Source organism: Streptococcus mitis B6 (assembly GCF_000027165.1).
In the GTDB taxonomy this organism is placed as follows: Bacteria; Bacillota; Bacilli; order Lactobacillales; family Streptococcaceae; genus Streptococcus; species Streptococcus mitis_AR.
Genome location: NC_013853.1, coordinates 1365118 through 1381862, shown reverse-complemented (window position 1 = coordinate 1381862; position 16745 = coordinate 1365118). Strand labels below are relative to the sequence as shown.

Annotated in this window: 14 protein-coding genes, 2 tRNA genes, 1 other RNA gene and 2 pseudogenes; 10 read left to right on the top strand and 9 right to left on the bottom strand. The window is 37.5% G+C overall.

What is annotated here, in order from left to right:
• Positions 1-10 precede the first annotated feature (10 nt).
• The gene (gene trxB, locus SMI_RS06980) at positions 11-922 is read left to right on the top strand and encodes a thioredoxin-disulfide reductase (RefSeq protein WP_000272320.1); all 912 of its coding nucleotides are present in this window, start codon (positions 11-13) and stop codon (positions 920-922) included.
• A gap of 39 nt (positions 923-961) precedes the next feature.
• On the opposite strand, the gene rlmB is transcribed toward trxB, so the two are convergent.
• The gene (gene rlmB / locus SMI_RS06975; protein ID WP_000855745.1) at positions 962-1690 is read right to left on the bottom strand and encodes a 23S rRNA (guanosine(2251)-2'-O)-methyltransferase RlmB; all 729 of its coding nucleotides are present in this window, start codon (positions 1688-1690) and stop codon (positions 962-964) included.
• A 44-nt stretch (positions 1691-1734) separates the two neighbouring features.
• Positions 1735-2346 (bottom strand): peptide deformylase, encoded by a 612-nt coding sequence (gene def / locus SMI_RS06970; protein ID WP_001272956.1) that lies wholly within the window; start codon positions 2344-2346, stop codon positions 1735-1737.
• 416 nt (positions 2347-2762) lie between these two features.
• Between def and SMI_RS06965 the strand changes: the two genes are divergently transcribed.
• The 4 genes from SMI_RS06965 to ssrA all read left to right on the top strand — a co-directional run bounded on the left by SMI_RS06965 (position 2763) and on the right by ssrA (position 5977).
• Positions 2763-4082, top strand: a complete 1320-nt coding sequence (locus SMI_RS06965) for a CapA family protein (protein ID WP_001189738.1) — start codon at positions 2763-2765, stop codon at positions 4080-4082.
• A gap of 21 nt (positions 4083-4103) precedes the next feature.
• A complete protein-coding gene (locus SMI_RS06960) occupies positions 4104-4931 on the top strand; it encodes an HAD family hydrolase (protein WP_000152854.1) in 828 nt (275 codons plus the stop codon).
• Position 4932: 1 nt separating this feature from the next.
• Entirely contained in the window at positions 4933-5568 is a 636-nt protein-coding gene (locus tag SMI_RS06955) for an SGNH/GDSL hydrolase family protein (RefSeq protein WP_000290661.1), read from the top strand.
• A gap of 61 nt (positions 5569-5629) precedes the next feature.
• Positions 5630-5977, top strand: a transfer-messenger RNA (tmRNA) gene (ssrA, locus tag SMI_RS06950).
• Between the two features lie 141 nt (positions 5978-6118).
• On the opposite strand, the pseudogene SMI_RS06945 reads toward ssrA, so the two are convergent.
• From SMI_RS06945 to SMI_RS06925, 5 genes and pseudogenes are all read right to left on the bottom strand, one after another.
• A pseudogene (locus SMI_RS06945) lies at positions 6119-7201 on the bottom strand (tyrosine-type recombinase/integrase).
• A 292-nt stretch (positions 7202-7493) separates the two neighbouring features.
• Positions 7494-8090, bottom strand: coding sequence for a CD20-like domain-containing protein (locus SMI_RS06940; RefSeq protein WP_001001539.1), 597 nt, complete (start codon positions 8088-8090; stop codon positions 7494-7496).
• Positions 8091-8500: 410 nt separating this feature from the next.
• The gene (locus tag SMI_RS10815; protein ID WP_000671972.1) at positions 8501-8752 is read right to left on the bottom strand and encodes a type II toxin-antitoxin system PemK/MazF family toxin; all 252 of its coding nucleotides are present in this window, start codon (positions 8750-8752) and stop codon (positions 8501-8503) included.
• Positions 8753-9200: 448 nt separating this feature from the next.
• Positions 9201-10283, bottom strand: coding sequence for a hypothetical protein (locus SMI_RS06930; protein WP_000432060.1), 1083 nt, complete (start codon positions 10281-10283; stop codon positions 9201-9203).
• Positions 10284-10296: 13 nt separating this feature from the next.
• Positions 10297-11085, bottom strand: a complete 789-nt coding sequence (locus tag SMI_RS06925; RefSeq protein ID WP_000090697.1) for a S24 family peptidase — start codon at positions 11083-11085, stop codon at positions 10297-10299.
• Between the two features lie 159 nt (positions 11086-11244).
• On the opposite strand from SMI_RS06925, the gene SMI_RS10575 reads away from it, so the two are divergent.
• Both SMI_RS10575 and SMI_RS10945 read left to right on the top strand, forming a co-directional pair.
• Positions 11245-11388, top strand: coding sequence for a hypothetical protein (locus tag SMI_RS10575; RefSeq protein WP_000969965.1), 144 nt, complete (start codon positions 11245-11247; stop codon positions 11386-11388).
• Between the two features lie 170 nt (positions 11389-11558).
• Positions 11559-11693 carry a hypothetical protein gene (locus tag SMI_RS10945; protein WP_001003832.1) on the top strand — a complete coding sequence of 45 codons (135 nt, stop codon included), beginning with the start codon at positions 11559-11561 and terminating at the stop codon, positions 11691-11693.
• Positions 11694-11702: 9 nt separating this feature from the next.
• Here the strand turns inward: SMI_RS10945 and SMI_RS06920 are convergent.
• A protein-coding gene (locus tag SMI_RS06920; RefSeq protein ID WP_164925562.1) for an IS3 family transposase occupies positions 11703-13051 on the bottom strand; the annotation gives its coding sequence in 2 pieces (ribosomal slippage) (positions 11703-12601 and positions 12601-13051; 1350 coding nt in all).
• A gap of 469 nt (positions 13052-13520) precedes the next feature.
• Between SMI_RS06920 and SMI_RS06915 the strand changes: the two genes are divergently transcribed.
• The 3 genes and pseudogenes from SMI_RS06915 to SMI_RS06905 form a co-directional block, all read left to right on the top strand.
• Positions 13521-13608, top strand: a tRNA-Ser gene (locus tag SMI_RS06915).
• A 78-nt stretch (positions 13609-13686) separates the two neighbouring features.
• Positions 13687-14610, top strand: a complete 924-nt coding sequence (locus tag SMI_RS06910) for a hypothetical protein (protein ID WP_000756234.1) — start codon at positions 13687-13689, stop codon at positions 14608-14610.
• A gap of 145 nt (positions 14611-14755) precedes the next feature.
• Positions 14756-16429: pseudogene (locus tag SMI_RS06905) on the top strand (IS1182 family transposase); the annotation flags it as partial.
• A gap of 68 nt (positions 16430-16497) precedes the next feature.
• Here the strand turns inward: SMI_RS06905 and SMI_RS06900 are convergent.
• Positions 16498-16585, bottom strand: a tRNA-Ser gene (locus tag SMI_RS06900).
• Positions 16586-16745 lie beyond the last annotated feature (160 nt).

Sequence of the window (16745 nt, the reverse complement as noted above, 5' to 3'; positions counted from 1 at the left end):
AGGAATCTATATGTACGATACTATTATTATCGGTGCTGGACCTGCAGGTATGACTGCAGCCTTGTATGCTGCTCGAAGCAATCTGAAAGTAGCCTTGATTGAAGGTGGTCTGCCAGGTGGTCAGATGAATAATACATCTGATATTGAAAATTATCCTGGATACGCTAATATTAGTGGGCCAGAATTGGCAGAAAAAATGTTTGAACCGCTTGAAAATCTTGGTGTTGAGCACATTTATGGTTATGTTGAAAATGTAGAAGACCATGGTCATTTTAAGAAAGTGATGACTGATGACCAAACATATGAAACACGTACCGTTATCGTAGCGACTGGTTCTAAACACCGTCCTTTGGGAGTACCTGGAGAAGAAGAACTGAACAGTCGTGGTGTTTCTTACTGTGCCGTGTGTGATGGTGCTTTCTTCCGTGACCAAGATTTGTTGGTAGTTGGTGGTGGAGATTCAGCTGTTGAAGAAGCCCTCTTCTTGACTCGTTTTGCTAAGACTGTTACCATTGTTCACCGTCGTGACCAACTTCGTGCTCAAAAGGTTTTACAAGACCGCGCCTTTGCGAATGAGAAAATCAGCTTTATCTGGGATTCTGTAGTCAAGGAAATCAAGGGTGAAAACCGAGTAGAATCTGTCGTTTTTGAAAACGTAAAAACAGGTCAAGTGACAGAGCAAGCCTTCGGTGGCGTCTTTATCTATGTTGGCTTGGACCCTCTTAGCGATTTTGTTAAAGAATTGAATATCCAAGATCAGGCTGGCTGGATTGTGACAGACAACCACATGAAAACTGCAGTTGATGGTATCTTTGCAGTTGGAGATGTTCGCCAAAAAGACCTTCGCCAAGTAGCAACAGCAGTTGGAGATGGCGCTATCGCTGGTCAAGAAGCCTACAAATTTATTACAGAACATTGTTAATCATAAAAAAGTTTCCAATCAGATGACTGGAAACTTTTTTTATAGTCTATTTCGAAAAACTTCGTACATGAGAATGGCTGCAGCCACACTGGCATTAAGGCTTTGAACATGTCCATTCATAGGAATGGTAATCATTTCATCGACCTGTTTTTTGATGTTGCTAGAGATGCCTTTTCCTTCATTTCCGATGATGAGGGCAATTTTCCCTTTTGTATTCCACTTGTGGCAAGGAGTCCCATTCATATCCGTTCCAAAGGTCCAGAATCCTTCATCCTTGAGTTTGTCCAGAGTTTGGCTTAGATTGGTCACTCGGGCGATGGGAACGTGCTCGATAGCACCTGTGGCCGTTTTGGCAACAACAGGAGTAACTCCGACAGCACGGTGCTTGGGAATGATGACTCCTGAAACATTGGTCGCATCAGCGGTTCTTAAGATGGAGCCTAAGTTGTGAGGATCAGTTAACCCGTCCAGAATCAATAGCAAAGGATTTTCTTCTTGGTGTGTTTTTTCAAGAATGTGATCTAGCTCGCTATAGGCAAATTCAGATACTCGTAGAACAAAACCTTGGTGGACAGCACCTTCAGTCATCTCAGAAAGGGATTTTTTTGAGGTCCAAGAAATGGACACCTTCTTTTCTGTAGCCAGTTCCTTGACTTTCTCAACATTCTTACCTCGGAGATCTTCTTGGAGGTAGAGTTTATTGCCAGTATTTGCAAGGAGGGCTTCGGTAACGGCGTGAACGCCATAGACAATATCATTTGTTTTCATGCCTCTATTATAACACAAAACCCCGTCTTGCAACGGGATTTTCTTTATTCTAGAATCAGTAAACCATCTTTAACTGCAAATGGGTCTTTTTCATTGATACGATCGTAAAACATGATACCGTTTATGTGGTCAATTTCATGCTGAACAACGATGGAGTTATAACCTTTAAGTTTGATGCGGTGTTTTTCCCCATCCTTGTCAAAGTAGTCAACAGTAACGCGAGCATGGCGAACTACGTAGCCAGGCACGTTACGGTCAACAGACAGACAACCTTCTCCTTCGCCAAGAGCAGCATCTTGAACAGAGTGAGAGACGATTTTTGGATTGTACATAATAGCTTGCAAGTCGTAAGCTTCCTGTGGAGTTTCGCCTTCTTCGACAATGTTTGGCACCAAAACAGCGATAATACGTTTTGAGATATCTAATTGAGGAGCAGCAAGTCCAACACCACCTCGGAGCCCCATTTTTTCAGCCATGACAGGATCTTGGGAATGTTTCAGGAATTGCATCATCTTTTCGCCAAGAATGATTTCCTGATCAGATAGGGGGAAAGTGACTTCCTCAGCAACCGCGCGTAGAGTAGGATTCCCTTCGCGGATAATATCGTTCATATCAATTAAGTGAGCAGCTTTTGTAATACGTTCTATAGCAGACATTTTCTCTCCTTTCATTACCTCTACATGATATCACAAAATGACAAGGATTGAAAGTATTACAGACTTTAGGATTTATAGAAAATAGATACGAAGTTCAATTCATACTCAATGAAAATCAAAGAGCAAACTAGGAAGCTAGCCGCAGGTTGCTCAAAGCACTGCTTTGAGGTTGTAGATAGAACTGACGAAGTCAGCTCAAAGCACTGCTTTGAGGTTGTGGATAGAACTGACGAAGTCAGCTCAAAACACTGTTTTGAGGTTGTGGATAGAACTGACGAAGTCAGTTACATATATACGGTAAGGCGACGCTGACGTGGTTTGAATTTGATTTTCGAAGAGTATCAATTGTGAAAGAAATCCTTATCTGTGATATAATAAAAAGAAAAGGCTTGAATAAGAAAGTAGGGAGAATGAAGATGCAAAGAAGACAAGATCGATATCAGCGTGGTTCAGCTTTTCGTTTTATGAGGGGCTTGGTAAACTTTTTTAGGAGTTATCGCAAGTGGAGCAATAAAGGATTTGTGGCGGTACTCTTGCTAGCAGTTGCTTTATCAATGGGCTTGGTCTTGTTGTTTGAAAGTTTCCAAGGAAACCCTTTAACCAGTCAAAAACGAGATACTATTTCTCAAGAGGGGACTAAGCAAAAGTCTCAGGAGCAGGAAGAGGAAAAAACTGCCAGAATTATGGCCCACGGGGATTTGCTTTATCATGATATTCTTTACTTTTCAGCAAAAAAGGATGATGGAACGTATGATTTTCATGAGAATTTTGAGTATGTGAAACCATGGCTCAAACAAGCAGACTTGATTTTAGGTGATTTTGAAGGTACTGTGAACAAGGACCACTATTTGGCAGGTTATCCTCTCTTTAATGCACCTGGCGAAGTCATGGATGCCATCAAGGATGCCGGTTATCAAGTGCTAGACTTGGCGCATAACCATATCCTAGATTCACAAATAGAAGGTGTCGTTTCAACAGCAGATGCAATTGAAAAGGCAGGTATGACGCCTATTGGAGTGTATACGCATGAGTCCCGTGATCAAGCTCCACTGGTTATCAAGGAAGTGAATGGTATCAAGGTTGCACTTTTGGCTTATTCTTATGGTTTTAATGGAATTGAGCAAAGTATTTCTCAGGAAGATTATAATCGCTATCTTTCAGACCTAAATGAAGACAAGATGAAGGCTGAAATTGAACGAGCAGAGAAGGAAGCAGATATCACCATTATCATGCCTCAGATGGGTGTGGAGTATCGCTTGGAACCAACTGAAGAACAAAAGGTTCTTTATCACAAAATGATCGATTGGGGAGCTGATATTATCTTTGGAGGGCACCCTCACGTAGTTGAACCATCTGAAACGGTTGAAAAAGATGGAGACAAGAAACTCATTATCTATTCAATGGGGAACTTCATTTCCAATCAACGAATTGAAACCATGCAAGATGAAGAGAATGCTAAGTGGACAGAGCGTGGTGTTCTTATGGATGTGACCATTAAGAAAAAGGATGGCAAGACGACAATCGAAACTGCTAAAGCACATCCTTCTTGGGTAAATCGTACACCGAAAGGAACCTATTCTCCAGAAGGTTATCCACTCTTCCTTTACCAAACCTATATCTTAGAAGATTTTATCGAGGGTGGTAGTCATCGTGACCAGTTAGATGAAGCGACTAAGGAACGAATTGATACAGCCTATAAAGAAATGAACGAACATGTAGGATTGAAGTGGGATTAGCTTGAATCCAGAGGGAAGTAAATGACGATTAAAATAATTGCGACAGATATGGATGGGACCTTGCTGGATGCTAGAGGCCAGCTTGATCTTCCACGCTTGGAAAAGATTTTAGATCAGTTGGATCAAAGGGGTATTCGTTTTGTCATCGCGACGGGGAATGAAATTCACCGCATGAGGCAACTGCTGGAGCACTTGGTTGATCGAGTGGTTCTGGTTGTTGCAAACGGTGCTCGTATTTTTGAAAACAATGAATTGATTCAGGCACAGACTTGGGATGATGCCATTGTCGATAAGGCTTTGGCTCATTTCAAGGGTCGAGCGTGTCAGGATCAGTTTGTTGTGACGGCTATGAAGGGTGGTTTCGTCAAAGAAGGTACGATTTTTACAGACCTTGAAAGTTTTATGACTCCAGAAATGATTGAAAAATTCTACCAACGGATGCAATTTGTGGACGAATTAACCTCTGACCTCTTTGGTGGTGTGCTCAAGATGAGTATGGTTGTTGGTGAGGAACGTTTGAATTCGGTCTTGGAAGAAATCAATGACCTCTTTGATGGCCGTGTTCGGGCTGTATCGAGTGGCTATGGTTGCATTGATATCCTTCAAGCTGGAATTCATAAAGCATGGGGCTTGGAAGAATTACTCAAACGTTGGAACTTGAAAGCCCAACAAATCATGGCTTTTGGCGATAGTGAAAATGATGTTGAAATGCTTGAAATGGCTGGAATTGCTTATGCGATGGAAAATGCTGATGATAAAGCCAAAGCTGTGGCGACTGCTCTAGCGCCAGCCAATAGCCAAGGAGGAGTTTATAAAATCTTGGAAAACTGGTTAGAAAAAGGAGAATGAAGTGGCAGTACAGTTATTAGAAAATTGGTTACTAAAGGAACAAGAAAAAATCCAAACCAAGTATCGTCACTTAAATCAGGTTTCTGTTCTAGAGTCAGATATTCTCTTTATTGGCGATTCCATTGTTGAGTATTACCCTTTGCAGGAGTTATTTGGAACTTCAAAGACGATTGTCAATCGAGGTATTCGAGGTTATAAAACAGGGCTTTTACTAGAGAATCTAGATGCGCATCTTTACGGTGGAGAGGTAGATAAAATTGTCCTTCTGATTGGGACAAATGATATCGGAAAAGATGTACCTGTGAATGAGGCTCTCAATAATCTTGAAGCTATCATTCAATCCATTGCTCGCGATTATCCACTGACAGAGATAAAATTGCTTTCTATTTTGCCAGTCAATGAGGGAGATGAGTACAAGCAGACAGTCTATATCCGCACGAATGAAAAAATTCAGAAATGGAATCAAGCCTATCAAGAGCTTGCTTCTGCCTATATGCAGGTAGAATTTGTGCCAGTTTTTGATAGTTTGACAGACCAAGCAGGTCAACTCAAAAAAGATTATACAACTGATGGACTGCATCTCAGTGTTACTGGTTATCAGGTTTTGACCAAAGCTTTGAAAGACTATCTTTTCTAGTTAGTTGATTTCCTTTTTGCATTTTTGTGTTAGATAAGGTATAATGGTTTTACTGTCTTTTGGGGTCGTTACGGATTCGACAGGCATTATGAGGCATATTTTGCGACTCGTGTGGCGACGTAAACGCTCAGTTAAATATAACTGCAAAAAATAACACTTCTTACGCTCTAGCTGCCTAAAAACCAGCAGGCGTGACCCGATTTGGATTGCTCGTGTTCAATGACAGGTCTTATTATTAGCGAGATACGATCAAGTCTTGTCTAGCGGCTTGATAAGAGATTGATAGACTCGCAGTTTCTAGGCTTGAGTTATGTGTCGAGGGACTGTTAAATTAATACATAACCTATGGTTGTAGACAAATATGTTGGCAGGTGTTTGGACGTGGGTTCGACTCCCACCGGCTCCATTATTCCTTTGCATTCTTTTGCATTCCTTGGTAAAACGTTGTTAAATCAACGTTTTTATTTTTGAGTTTGGTATTCCTTGGTATTCTTTTGCGAAAAAGGCAGACCCTAAAACAGACCCTCTTTTTGAAGAAGGTCTGTCGTGTTTAAAAATTAATATACTTCGCAAATCGTTCTCCGATGTCGTCTTTTGCTTGCTTAGTTATGTGTGTATAAACGTTCATGGTCGTCTTCAAGTCAGAATGTCCTAAGCGATGTTGGACTTGCTTCAAAGTCATACCAGCATCAAAACAAAGGCTGGCATGTGTATGTCTGAAGCCGTGGATTTTAATCGGACGCAGGTCGCTACCTTCCACAATTTTGATAAGCCACTTTCTGGACAATGTACTTGGAATTGGCTTTTTAAACTCATTCTCAAAAATGTATTTGGTATCTGTATTTTGCTTTCTCCATTTTTTCAAAATACTTTTTGTCTTTTTGTCTAGACTGATTAGTCGATTGCTGCTGACCGTTTTTGTGTTTCCTATCTCTTCGCCTGCAAAACCTCTTGTAATGGCCTTGTTTATGTCCAGAGTATTATCATTTCAGTCACTCCATTCGAGAGCTAAAATCTCACCTTTCCGAGCCCCTGTGAAGGCTAGAAGGCGAAATAGAGTTATCTTATCTAGATCCTTTGTTTTAGCAACAAGTTTCAAAAACTTTTGAAGTTCGTTTTTGTTGTAAAAGTCGCTTTTGATATCAGATTTCTTTCTTGTTGAGGTAATCACGCTATCAACTGGATTGATTTCTATGTATCCATGTCGGATTGCATATTTGAAAACATTATTCATCAAACCCTTTAACTTACGACCATAGACTAATTTTCTAGACCATTCATTGGCCTGCTCTTGCATTTGAAGAGGAGTGATACTAGCTATTTTCCTATTGCCGAAAGCTGGATAGATGTGATTCTTAAAATTCCTAGAGGTCTTGATATAAGTGCTCTCTTGTACTGTCTCAGAATAATCATTAAGCCATTTTTTAGAAATTTCCTCAACCGTTATTTCTTTCTTAGTTTGCTCGCCACTCTCAATATCATCCTGAAGTTGAAGCAGTGCTGCTCTTGCTTTAGCTTTTGTAGCAAAACCATGGCGGGTAGCATATTGACTATATCCGTTCACTTTACCGATATACGCACGAAACATATAAGCTGTTTCTCCGTTTTTCTTTTTATAAGATCTAATTTCCATTGATTTTCACCTCATTTCTTGATAAAATGGGTACAAGAAAACTACCTTTTTAATGGTCGTTTTTTATATAGATATTCAAAACCTTTTCTAATTGCTTGCCTGCTAGTAGAAATTGTCTTTGAAAATCTCCGTCTAGTCACTTGCTACTGTCGCCAAACTTTCAGCAAGTGACTTTTTTTGGTTTTAAAAAGGGAAGCAACCGTTAAGTTACTTTCCCTGGCACGCTAAGGTGCAAAGTCTAAAATTATGAGGGCTTGCCTCTAAGTAACTTAATTCTATCATGAAAATAAATTTATTCCAATCCGATGCCGACTTTAGCAGTCAATAAATAAGCACCATTTTCTTGTTTGCTAAATGTCAAAGTAACGCTTCGGATTTTTGTCCCTGCTGAAGAATATGAAACTGTTCTGCTTTCGTGATCATTGACAGTAGTAGTGTTTATACTATTTGGTTCTCCATGAACACTAACAATATCATCGTAGTTAGTTCCACCAGCTCCATAATTCGTGATGTCACCCATCTGAAGAGCGTCAAACTGTTCTTTTGTCCAGTTAAATTTAGCATCCTCTTCTTTTTGTGATGATTCGATAGAAGAACTTACTGAGCTGACAGTTTCTTCAACGTTTTTAGCAGCGTTATTCAAAGCACGGGCATACATCAATTGCGTAGCGATAACAATAACCATTGACACAACTGCTAAAACTGTACCAATGATAGCCAACATTTTTGGTCTTTTTCTGTTGATAGCTAGACCTATCAAGCCTAATATAAGCGCTAAGATAGCAATAACAAAAGATAGATTGTTAATAATAGGCATCCAAGACCCAAATAGAGCAATTGCTCCAAAAATAATAGCCAAAATACCTAAAACTTTGCGTTCTTCATTCATAATGAAACCTCTCCCAGCTTTTAATGTGGTTCAGTTATTGCACATTTTTTTATTTCCGTTTTACGCAACTATTTCCAAAATGGGAATAGTTGTTAAATAAAAAATTAAAAGCCCACCTCATAAGAGTAGGGCTAGAGATGTCCTCTTGGGACAGTATCATCTATTTTGTCGTCAAGCGACTTTATGATTTAATTCTAACCCTAATTTTAAAAAAAGTCAATTTTTTATTTAATATAAATCTAGTCCAAGAACTTCTTTTATCTTGTCTAGTAGTTTTTTATGGTCGTTTGTATCTAGCTTGTAAGCTGGTCTATAAACTTTATCATATAACTCTTTTCCCTCTGAATCTATCATTACTTGTCCATCGCTATCAGTCTTTTTCTTTGTTTTATAGACGATTTTCCGTTTGTCTATTTCTTGGATTTTTCGGATATAAGCATAAGCTTTTGGCTTGGAAGGAGTGTTTTGATATTTACTATTTTCAATCGTGATACCACCACGATATTTCTTTCCTGATTTTTACCAGTTAAAGGTGCTACTAGGAGTGTCCCATCAGCTTTGTCAGGAGGTGTTAAGATGATAGCGTAGTGTTTTCCGTAAAATTCATTCCCACTTTTTTGTGGGAAGTTGATTAGATAAACTTCGCCTTGTTGAAATTTCATATAATGCTCCAGATAATAAAATCAGGTGTACCTATTAGAAGTACACCAGACCGTTTTGTCCTTGACGAACAAGGCTTTATAAGTAAATATCGTATCCTTGACGAACAAGGCTTTTGACATTATCAGTGTACTGCTTTTTTAACTTTTTGTCAAGTTTTTTGTTAAATTTATTTTTATTATTGTCAACTATTTCCATTTTGGAAACAGTTGTTTTTACTTGTTTATGTTATAATTATTTAAAAAGAGAGAGGAGAAAAAAATATGTTAAAAAAAGAGTTAAAAAATTTTATTGTATCGACATTTATATTTCTCTTAATTTTCAAGATTTTTTTCTCAATAACTACGATTTACATCACAAATAGCTATCTTTCAATAGCGATAACTACACTTGTCACATTTTTATTAAAAAAAATTATTTCTTTCGAGTCTAACTGATGTTAGACTTTTTTTATTCCTCAAACTTACCTGGTGGATTACTAGTAGCCTGTTGTACAACTGTTTTGTTTTCTATAGCAGCTGTTAGTTTTCTCGGAATACGAATTCCTAATTCAGATATTGGTACACCGAGTTCATCAGCTAGTTCTTTTGCTTGCTTAATCCGGTCGAGTTTGTTTTTTTGATAGTCTTGATACGTATTTATTAATCCTGGGACTTCAAGTTCTAATCCCATAACCTTTAGTTTCCCCCCACTTGTCAGAACAATTGCTCCACCAAGTATCATTGAAATTATAAGTCCATAGTTTACAGTATGCGTAATAAGTTCTATAATACCCTCGGACTGTACATTTATTTTTGAATCTACTCGTGTTTCAGGGAAAAGCAACCTTGTTAATAGAGAATATTGATAAACAAATTGACCCAAATAAACCCCTTGAATATCTTTTTCTTCTGTTACATGGTAGCTAATATATAGTTTTTCGTCTTCAATATAGCAAGGGAAAAGTGCGCGGTTAATGAACGGTTTATAATCATTTATATTTGATAGTGTTGCATGAGAATAAATCATTTTATACAATGCGCTGTCTGCATCGGAACGATTAAACCATCCTAACCAATGTACTTTCCACCTTTTTGCAAAGTCAGATCGACTATGCGTCAACTCTTCACTTTTGTATTGTTCAAGCTCATATTGATCGAGTTCGTAAAGTGGTCCAGTAACTTTACCAACTAAAAATCGTTCAGATCCTTCAGATGGGACAACAACTATATCGTTTTTCTTAATGTTATTTACAAAGCGAAGCAGTTGGCCTGCAGTGATACCATATTTGTTTTCAGATGGTTCTAAGTCATCTTGAAATGTTAGTTTTTCTTTTAAAATTTCTTTTAATATATTGGAGTTATTATCTGCTCGTCTAATATCTTCAAGGGTAATCTCATTCCATCCAATACCTATATAGCCATTTAGATTAAAATCCGTATAATATTCTCCAGAGTTAGCACGCACTAGCCAATAATCACTAGAAGAATCTAAAACAGGGATTTCTTTTTTTATATTTTCTATAATTTCTTTTAATTCTATTGTATTTTCCATCGGTCTACCTCGTTTAATTCCTATATAAATCCACGACTTCTCCAATGATTCGGAAGTCTGTTTCTGGTGTGATTGGCATATCCTTGTATGCAGGATTCAAGCTATGTAGGTAGGATTGTTCTGTATCAATGACTAGTTGCTTGATATATGCCTCTCCGTTGTAGTTAAACACTCCGATAACACCATCATTCAAATCAACACTTGTCTGGATAAATACTAGGTCGCCATCATGATAATCAGGTTCCATGGAGTCACCTTTAATCGGAATAACAAAGTCGGCATCAACATCCACTGGCAACTCAATCCGTTCCACTCGTATATCATTCAAATACTGCCCAGTACCAGCAGAAGCAGCGTGGTCGTAGTAGTCGTAACCATAGAGTTGAACAATTTTCTCTGATACTTCGTTTATCTTCGTTTTATCTTCATTTTTTTGCTCGTCTAGTTGCCTCTCGGCATAGGTTAGGACTTTGCCTTGTCTAGGCGGTGCTAGTTGGTCGTAGATTGATTGGATTTGGGAAGCGGTAGGAGTAATTTCAATAGATGAATCTTCACTTGCAAACCTCGGATCTAAAGTCGATTTTAATACTCCAAAATGATCAGCTATTTTTTGTACATTACCAGGTATAGGCAAAGAAGTTCCTTTTACATAGCCCGTTAAAGTGCTAGCAGGTATACCTGTCGCTCTGGACAATTCAACTTGCTTACAATTCCTATCCGACAAAATAGCATTTAGATTTGCGGAAAAGACCTTCATATCCTCTTTATCTTGAGGAGTTAATTTTCCTCGTCCTCTGGCCATTCTTTTTCTCCTTTTGTCTTTTACTATATAATAACGCTTATTTTCGTATTTGTAAATAAAAAATACGAAAAAAATACGGAAAAATTCTAAAAAAGTATTAATATACGATTTAATTCGTAGTACAATTAAATCAAGCTTAAGGAAAAGGAGGTAAGGCAAATGATGGAACACATCATAAAAAGCCTAGGAACAAAGGACACTGCAACCGTCATCTTGGCACTAGGCTTAGTCAGAGAAGCTCGTCTTTGGCATAAGCAGTACTTAGCATACAAGCTCAAAGACAAAGAGCTTAAGAAAAAGTAGAGAAAGGGGCAGAAGCCCCAACCTCTACTTGATAGTGTACCATCATTTGCCGTGAAAAGCAATGAGTGAAGAAACTGGATTGATAATCCTAGCAGGATTTGTGATTGTATCTTTTACTATTCGTCAAATAGTGAAGTACCAAAGTGATAAAAAAGATAAGGAGTAGGGAAATGAACGAACTAGAAAGAACAGCCCTCAACGAGATATTGAGGACCGTGACATATATTGCTGAGAAAGTGGATGAGTTAGATTCTAAGATTTCTTTGAACGATTCACAAGTTCCTGTACTGACCCCAAAAAGTTAGACAATTAATTTAAGCAAAGGATTTAGTTCTGTATTGTACAGGGCTAAGTCCTTTTAGTTTTACCTTAATTCGTTTATTGTTGTAGTAATCAATATAGTCTACAATAGCTTGTTCCAAGTGTTCAAGTGACTGAAACGTATTCTCATAACCATAAAACATTTCAAACTTAAGAATGCCAAAGAAAGATTCCATCATACCGTTATCTGGGCTATTTCCCTTACGTGACATAGATGGTTGGATTCCCTTATTCTTTAAAAAATGATGATAGAAATCGTGTTGGTATTGCCATCCTTGATCACTATGGAGAATTGTATTTTCGTAATGGTTCTCTGTAAAGGCTTGTTCTAGCATAGCTTTCATTTGTACTAAGTTCGGCGAAGTAGAAAGATTGTAGGAGATAATTTCGCTGTTAAAGCCATCTAAAACTGGTGATAAATAAAGCTTTTGGCTACTTGCTGGAATGGCAAATTCTGTCACATCTGTGTAGCACTTTTGCATTGGTTTGGTTGCTTCAAATTGACGTTGAATAAGATTATCTGCTTTCTTGCCAACCTCTCCTTGGTAGGAAGAATACTTTCGTTTACGGCGAATTCGAGCCGTTAAACCAAGTACTTTCATCAGACGTTGCACCTTCTTATGGTTCACTACGAAGCCACGATTTCGTAATTCTAGAGTCATGCGACGATAGTCGTAATTTCCTTTATGCTCAGTATAAATTGACTGAATTTCAGCTTTAATATCATAATCTTTATCGCTTTGATCCAGCTGTTTTAAGTGGTAATAATAGGTTGAACGGGCAAGCTTAATAATCTTTAGAAGGATATCTAAAGAAAACTCTGTTACCAGTCCTTGAACAATTTCCGTTTTTCTTCTTGCTCCTTTTCGTCCCTCAATCGGAGTTCTCTCAACTTTTTTAGAATAGCATTCTCCGCTCTCAAGTACTCATTTTCTGCTTGAAGACGTTCTAATTCTGTCATATCTTCAAATCTCTTCTTTGGCTTACGTCCCATTTTAGGTGGTCTCCCTCTTGTTTTCTCAACAATAGTATACCCATTTTTCTTGTATTGTGCTAGCCAATTAAGAAGTATCGTACGACTTGGGAGGCCGTATTCAAGAGAAACTCTATCTTTAGTCCAACCTTCATGTAAGACTTTATGAATCATTTCTTGTTTTAAATCAGGAGAATAGTAACGATTTTTTCCTTTTTTGACGAACTCCATTCCGTAACGATCAATCAATTTAATCATGTACCTAATATTAGAATTGTTTATCCCAAATTTATTTGAAAGCTTCTCTAAGCTATATCCTTGTTTTCTAAGTTCATAGATCTGAACTTTATCATCATAAGTTAATTTCATAATAAAAATATCCCAAAAGTTAGATTTTTTCTGTCTAACTTTTGGGGTGCAGTACATAAATCAACGTTTTTTATTTTGAAGTTCTTTATAAAAACTAAAAAAATGAACTTAATGTTCAAAAATTAGATATAACAAATTAAAAAATATACCGATTTTTATTTCCTTGAATGATATAATGATTGTATATTGTAGGTTTATTGTAAAATTGTGTTTGATTTTCAAAGAGAACAATTACCCAGGAAAAGAGGATATGTAACATCTTGAAATGATTTTTGAATTTGAACATTGGGTATAATTGAGTACGATGTTTAAAAAATTTTTGAATATAGACTTAGATACTTTATCTTGGTTGATAGAGTATTTACTTTAAAATACAAGGGTAAGCGGTTAAAAATTAAATAAACAAAAAATGATGTTTATTCGTGATGTTAGGTTTGATAAATCCAATCGTTCTAGTATTTTTATTTTTGGAGAATTACTCAAGAGGCTGAAGAGGACGGTTTGCTAAATCGTTAGGTCGGGTAACTGGCGCGAGGGTTTGAATCCCTCATTCTCCGTTAGAATAATCTTGAGATTTTCTAAAGAAACACTCTTAGGGACTTTTTCCAAGAGTAAATTTTATAAAGAGGTGTATTATGAAAAAAGTTAAGTTGCTTGGTATTTTAGCGCTCTCAGCAGTTGTCTTAGGTGCTTGTTCTTCACTTCCGACTCAGTCAGGGTCGAATTCTGACAAAACCGAACAAACTGATAAGAAAGAAGAATCAGTCAAAGAAAAAGTTACAAAAGATGCTGAAACTTTATTAGATGCAGTTTTGACTACTGATATTGCTAAGTTTAAAAAGATTTACGGCGAAACCTATGAAAAATGGACTGAGGCAGTATTTGCGGTTCAAACTAGTGAAAAGGTAAAAGATGATGGTCTTACACCAGCCTCTACCTATTCTGTTCAATGGCATGCTGATTTCCCTATTGAAACACCAGAAGAAACAATTACTGGCTTCTTAAAAGTAAGACGAAAAATGTTCCAAGAGATTGGTTATTACTCTATTAAAGATGTTAAGTTAGACGAATCAGGGAGTTCAGCTACTGTAACTTTTACATCTAAAAAGTTGCATTCTAAGGGTTTGGCTTCTTCAACAAGAAACGTTTTAACAACTCTAATTGGAGGGATTGACAACTTAGGTAAGTACAATACTGCGGGATCAAATGTTGATATTAAACGATACCAAACATTGATTTCATACTGGATTTTTGAGCATCTGTTTAGGCATGATTTTACTATCTATAACGATGTCGACCCTAACTTAGCGTATACACCATTTACTACTGGAGATTTTGATACTGAAATCAAATTAACCAAAGATAAGGATGGCAACTGGCTTATCTCTCAAGAGGATTATCGTACTCTAGCAACCGAGTTAATTGATAATACAGAAGGTTATGATACTGTTGTCCGAAGTAATGTTTCAAAATCTAACGACAAAGGCAAATCTAGTGATAAATCGACAGACAACTCAACAGACAAATCCTCAGATAAAAAAGATAAAAGTAGTATCTGATAATTAGTTTAAAAAGTAAAGAGGCTGGGCAAAAACTCGCTTCTAACTATTAAAAAAACGAGCATTTCCGTAGTTGGAGATGCTCGTTTTCTTATGTCATGGTTTATAATTAAAATAACAACAAAACAATTAGAAAGCCATGACAATGTATAAAGATTATAACACAAATCAGTTAAGTTTGGAAGTAAATCTTGCCTACGATATTCCATCAAATCACGAAGCAAGAATGATTAGCCTCTTTGTAGACAGTATCCCTAGTCAAGTTCTATTGGAAGAGACCTCTCACACTGGTCGCCCTGCCTTTCATCCAGCCATGCTCATGAAGATGACCCTGTTCGCTTACGCTCGTCAAGTGTTCTCTGGACGTAAAATCGTTCAAATGAACTCAGAAGTCATTCCCATGAAATGGTTGAGCCAAGATACCTATGTTAGCTATAAAACGATTAATAACTTCCGCTCCAGTAAACATGCCAACAACCTAATCAAAACTGCTTTTATTTACTTCACTTTACTCATGCGTGAGAATGGGATGATTGAGGATGATGCCTTGTTCATTGATGGAACAAAACTAGAAGCTGATGCCAACCTCTATTCTTTCACTTGGAAAAGAGCTATTGACAAATATGAAGCAGCCTTGAATGGGAAAATTTCCCAGCTCTATGACCAGCTGATTCAAGAAGGAGTAAATCTCGCCTTATCTAAAGAAGAACGGGAAACCAGTCAGGGTTTGGAGGAGCTACTAGAAAAAACGGAGGCTACCTTAGTTGAAATAGAACAAGCTATTGAAGAAGAGCCTAAAGTGATAAAGGGTGGGTCTGCCAATAGACAAAAACGCCGTCGGATAAAGAAAATCCGTAAGCAATTAAAGGATGATTTCCTTCCTCGTAAACAGCGATATGAAGAAGCTAGAAAAATTTTAGAAGACCGCAACTCTTTCTCAAAAACGGATCATGATGCCACCTTTATGCGAATGAAGGAAGACCATATGCAAAATGGGCAACTGAAACCTGGTTATAATGTCCAAGCGGCTACCAATGGTCAGTATGTCCTTGATTTTGATATCTTTCCAAATCCAACAGACACTCGCACTCTGAAACCTTTCCTCCAATCGATTCAAACCCTAGACTTATTCAACTATATCGTAGCAGATGCTGGTTATGGTAGCGAAGAAAATTATCGTTTTATCATTGATGAATTGGAAAAAATACCGCTTATTCCCTACACCATGTATCAGAAGGAATTGACTAAAAAGTACCAGACGAGCACAGATAATCCAATGAACTGGGAATATCTTGAGGACACGGACCAGTTTATAAAGCCCGACGGCGTAGTTTATTCTTTTAAGAACTACTCTAGTCGAACTGACAAGTATGGCTTTCAACGTGATTTCAAGATTTATGAGGCTGATAAAGTTCAAGACACTCCAGAGTTAGAACAGTTGGCTAAAACAGATAGTGGAAACCAGAAACAAATCCATTATAATCCAACTTGGAATTACTTTAAGGAACTCCTTAAGCAAACATTACATAGTGAAGAAGGCTCTCGAATCTATGCCAAACGGAAAATCGATGTTGAACCCGTTTTTGGTAGATTGAAGAGTGTTTTTGGCGTGCGCAGAGTGCATGTCAGAGGGAAACAAGCTGTCTCAACAGAAATAGGATTCATCTTTATGAGCATGAATCTCACCAAGTTGGCCAAGAATCTAGCCTCTAAAACATCCACTATTCAAAAACCACACAGTATTTCTTTCAGCTTGATTGGATTCAAGACTGGAATCACTGTGTGGTTTTATTTAGAAGCTAGTTTTTGCCCAGCCTCTTTATTTCGTTTTATTAGCAAAAAAGGATACAACATTTGTCGCATCCTAGAAATAATTTTTCTTTTCTACGGAAGACATGGGATTCGAACCCACGCACGCTGTTACACGCCTACCGCGTTTCCAACACGGCCTCTTAAGCCTCTTGAGTAATCTTCCAATACTTACTCAAATAGTCTACCATAAAGGCTCTTATCTTGCAATAAAAATTCTAGAAATAAGAAAAATGATAGATTTTGAAAGAAAATGATAAAAAATGCTTGACTTTGAAAGAAAGTGTGATAGAATGAATAGTGTAAACGATAACAGGAGGTGGTTC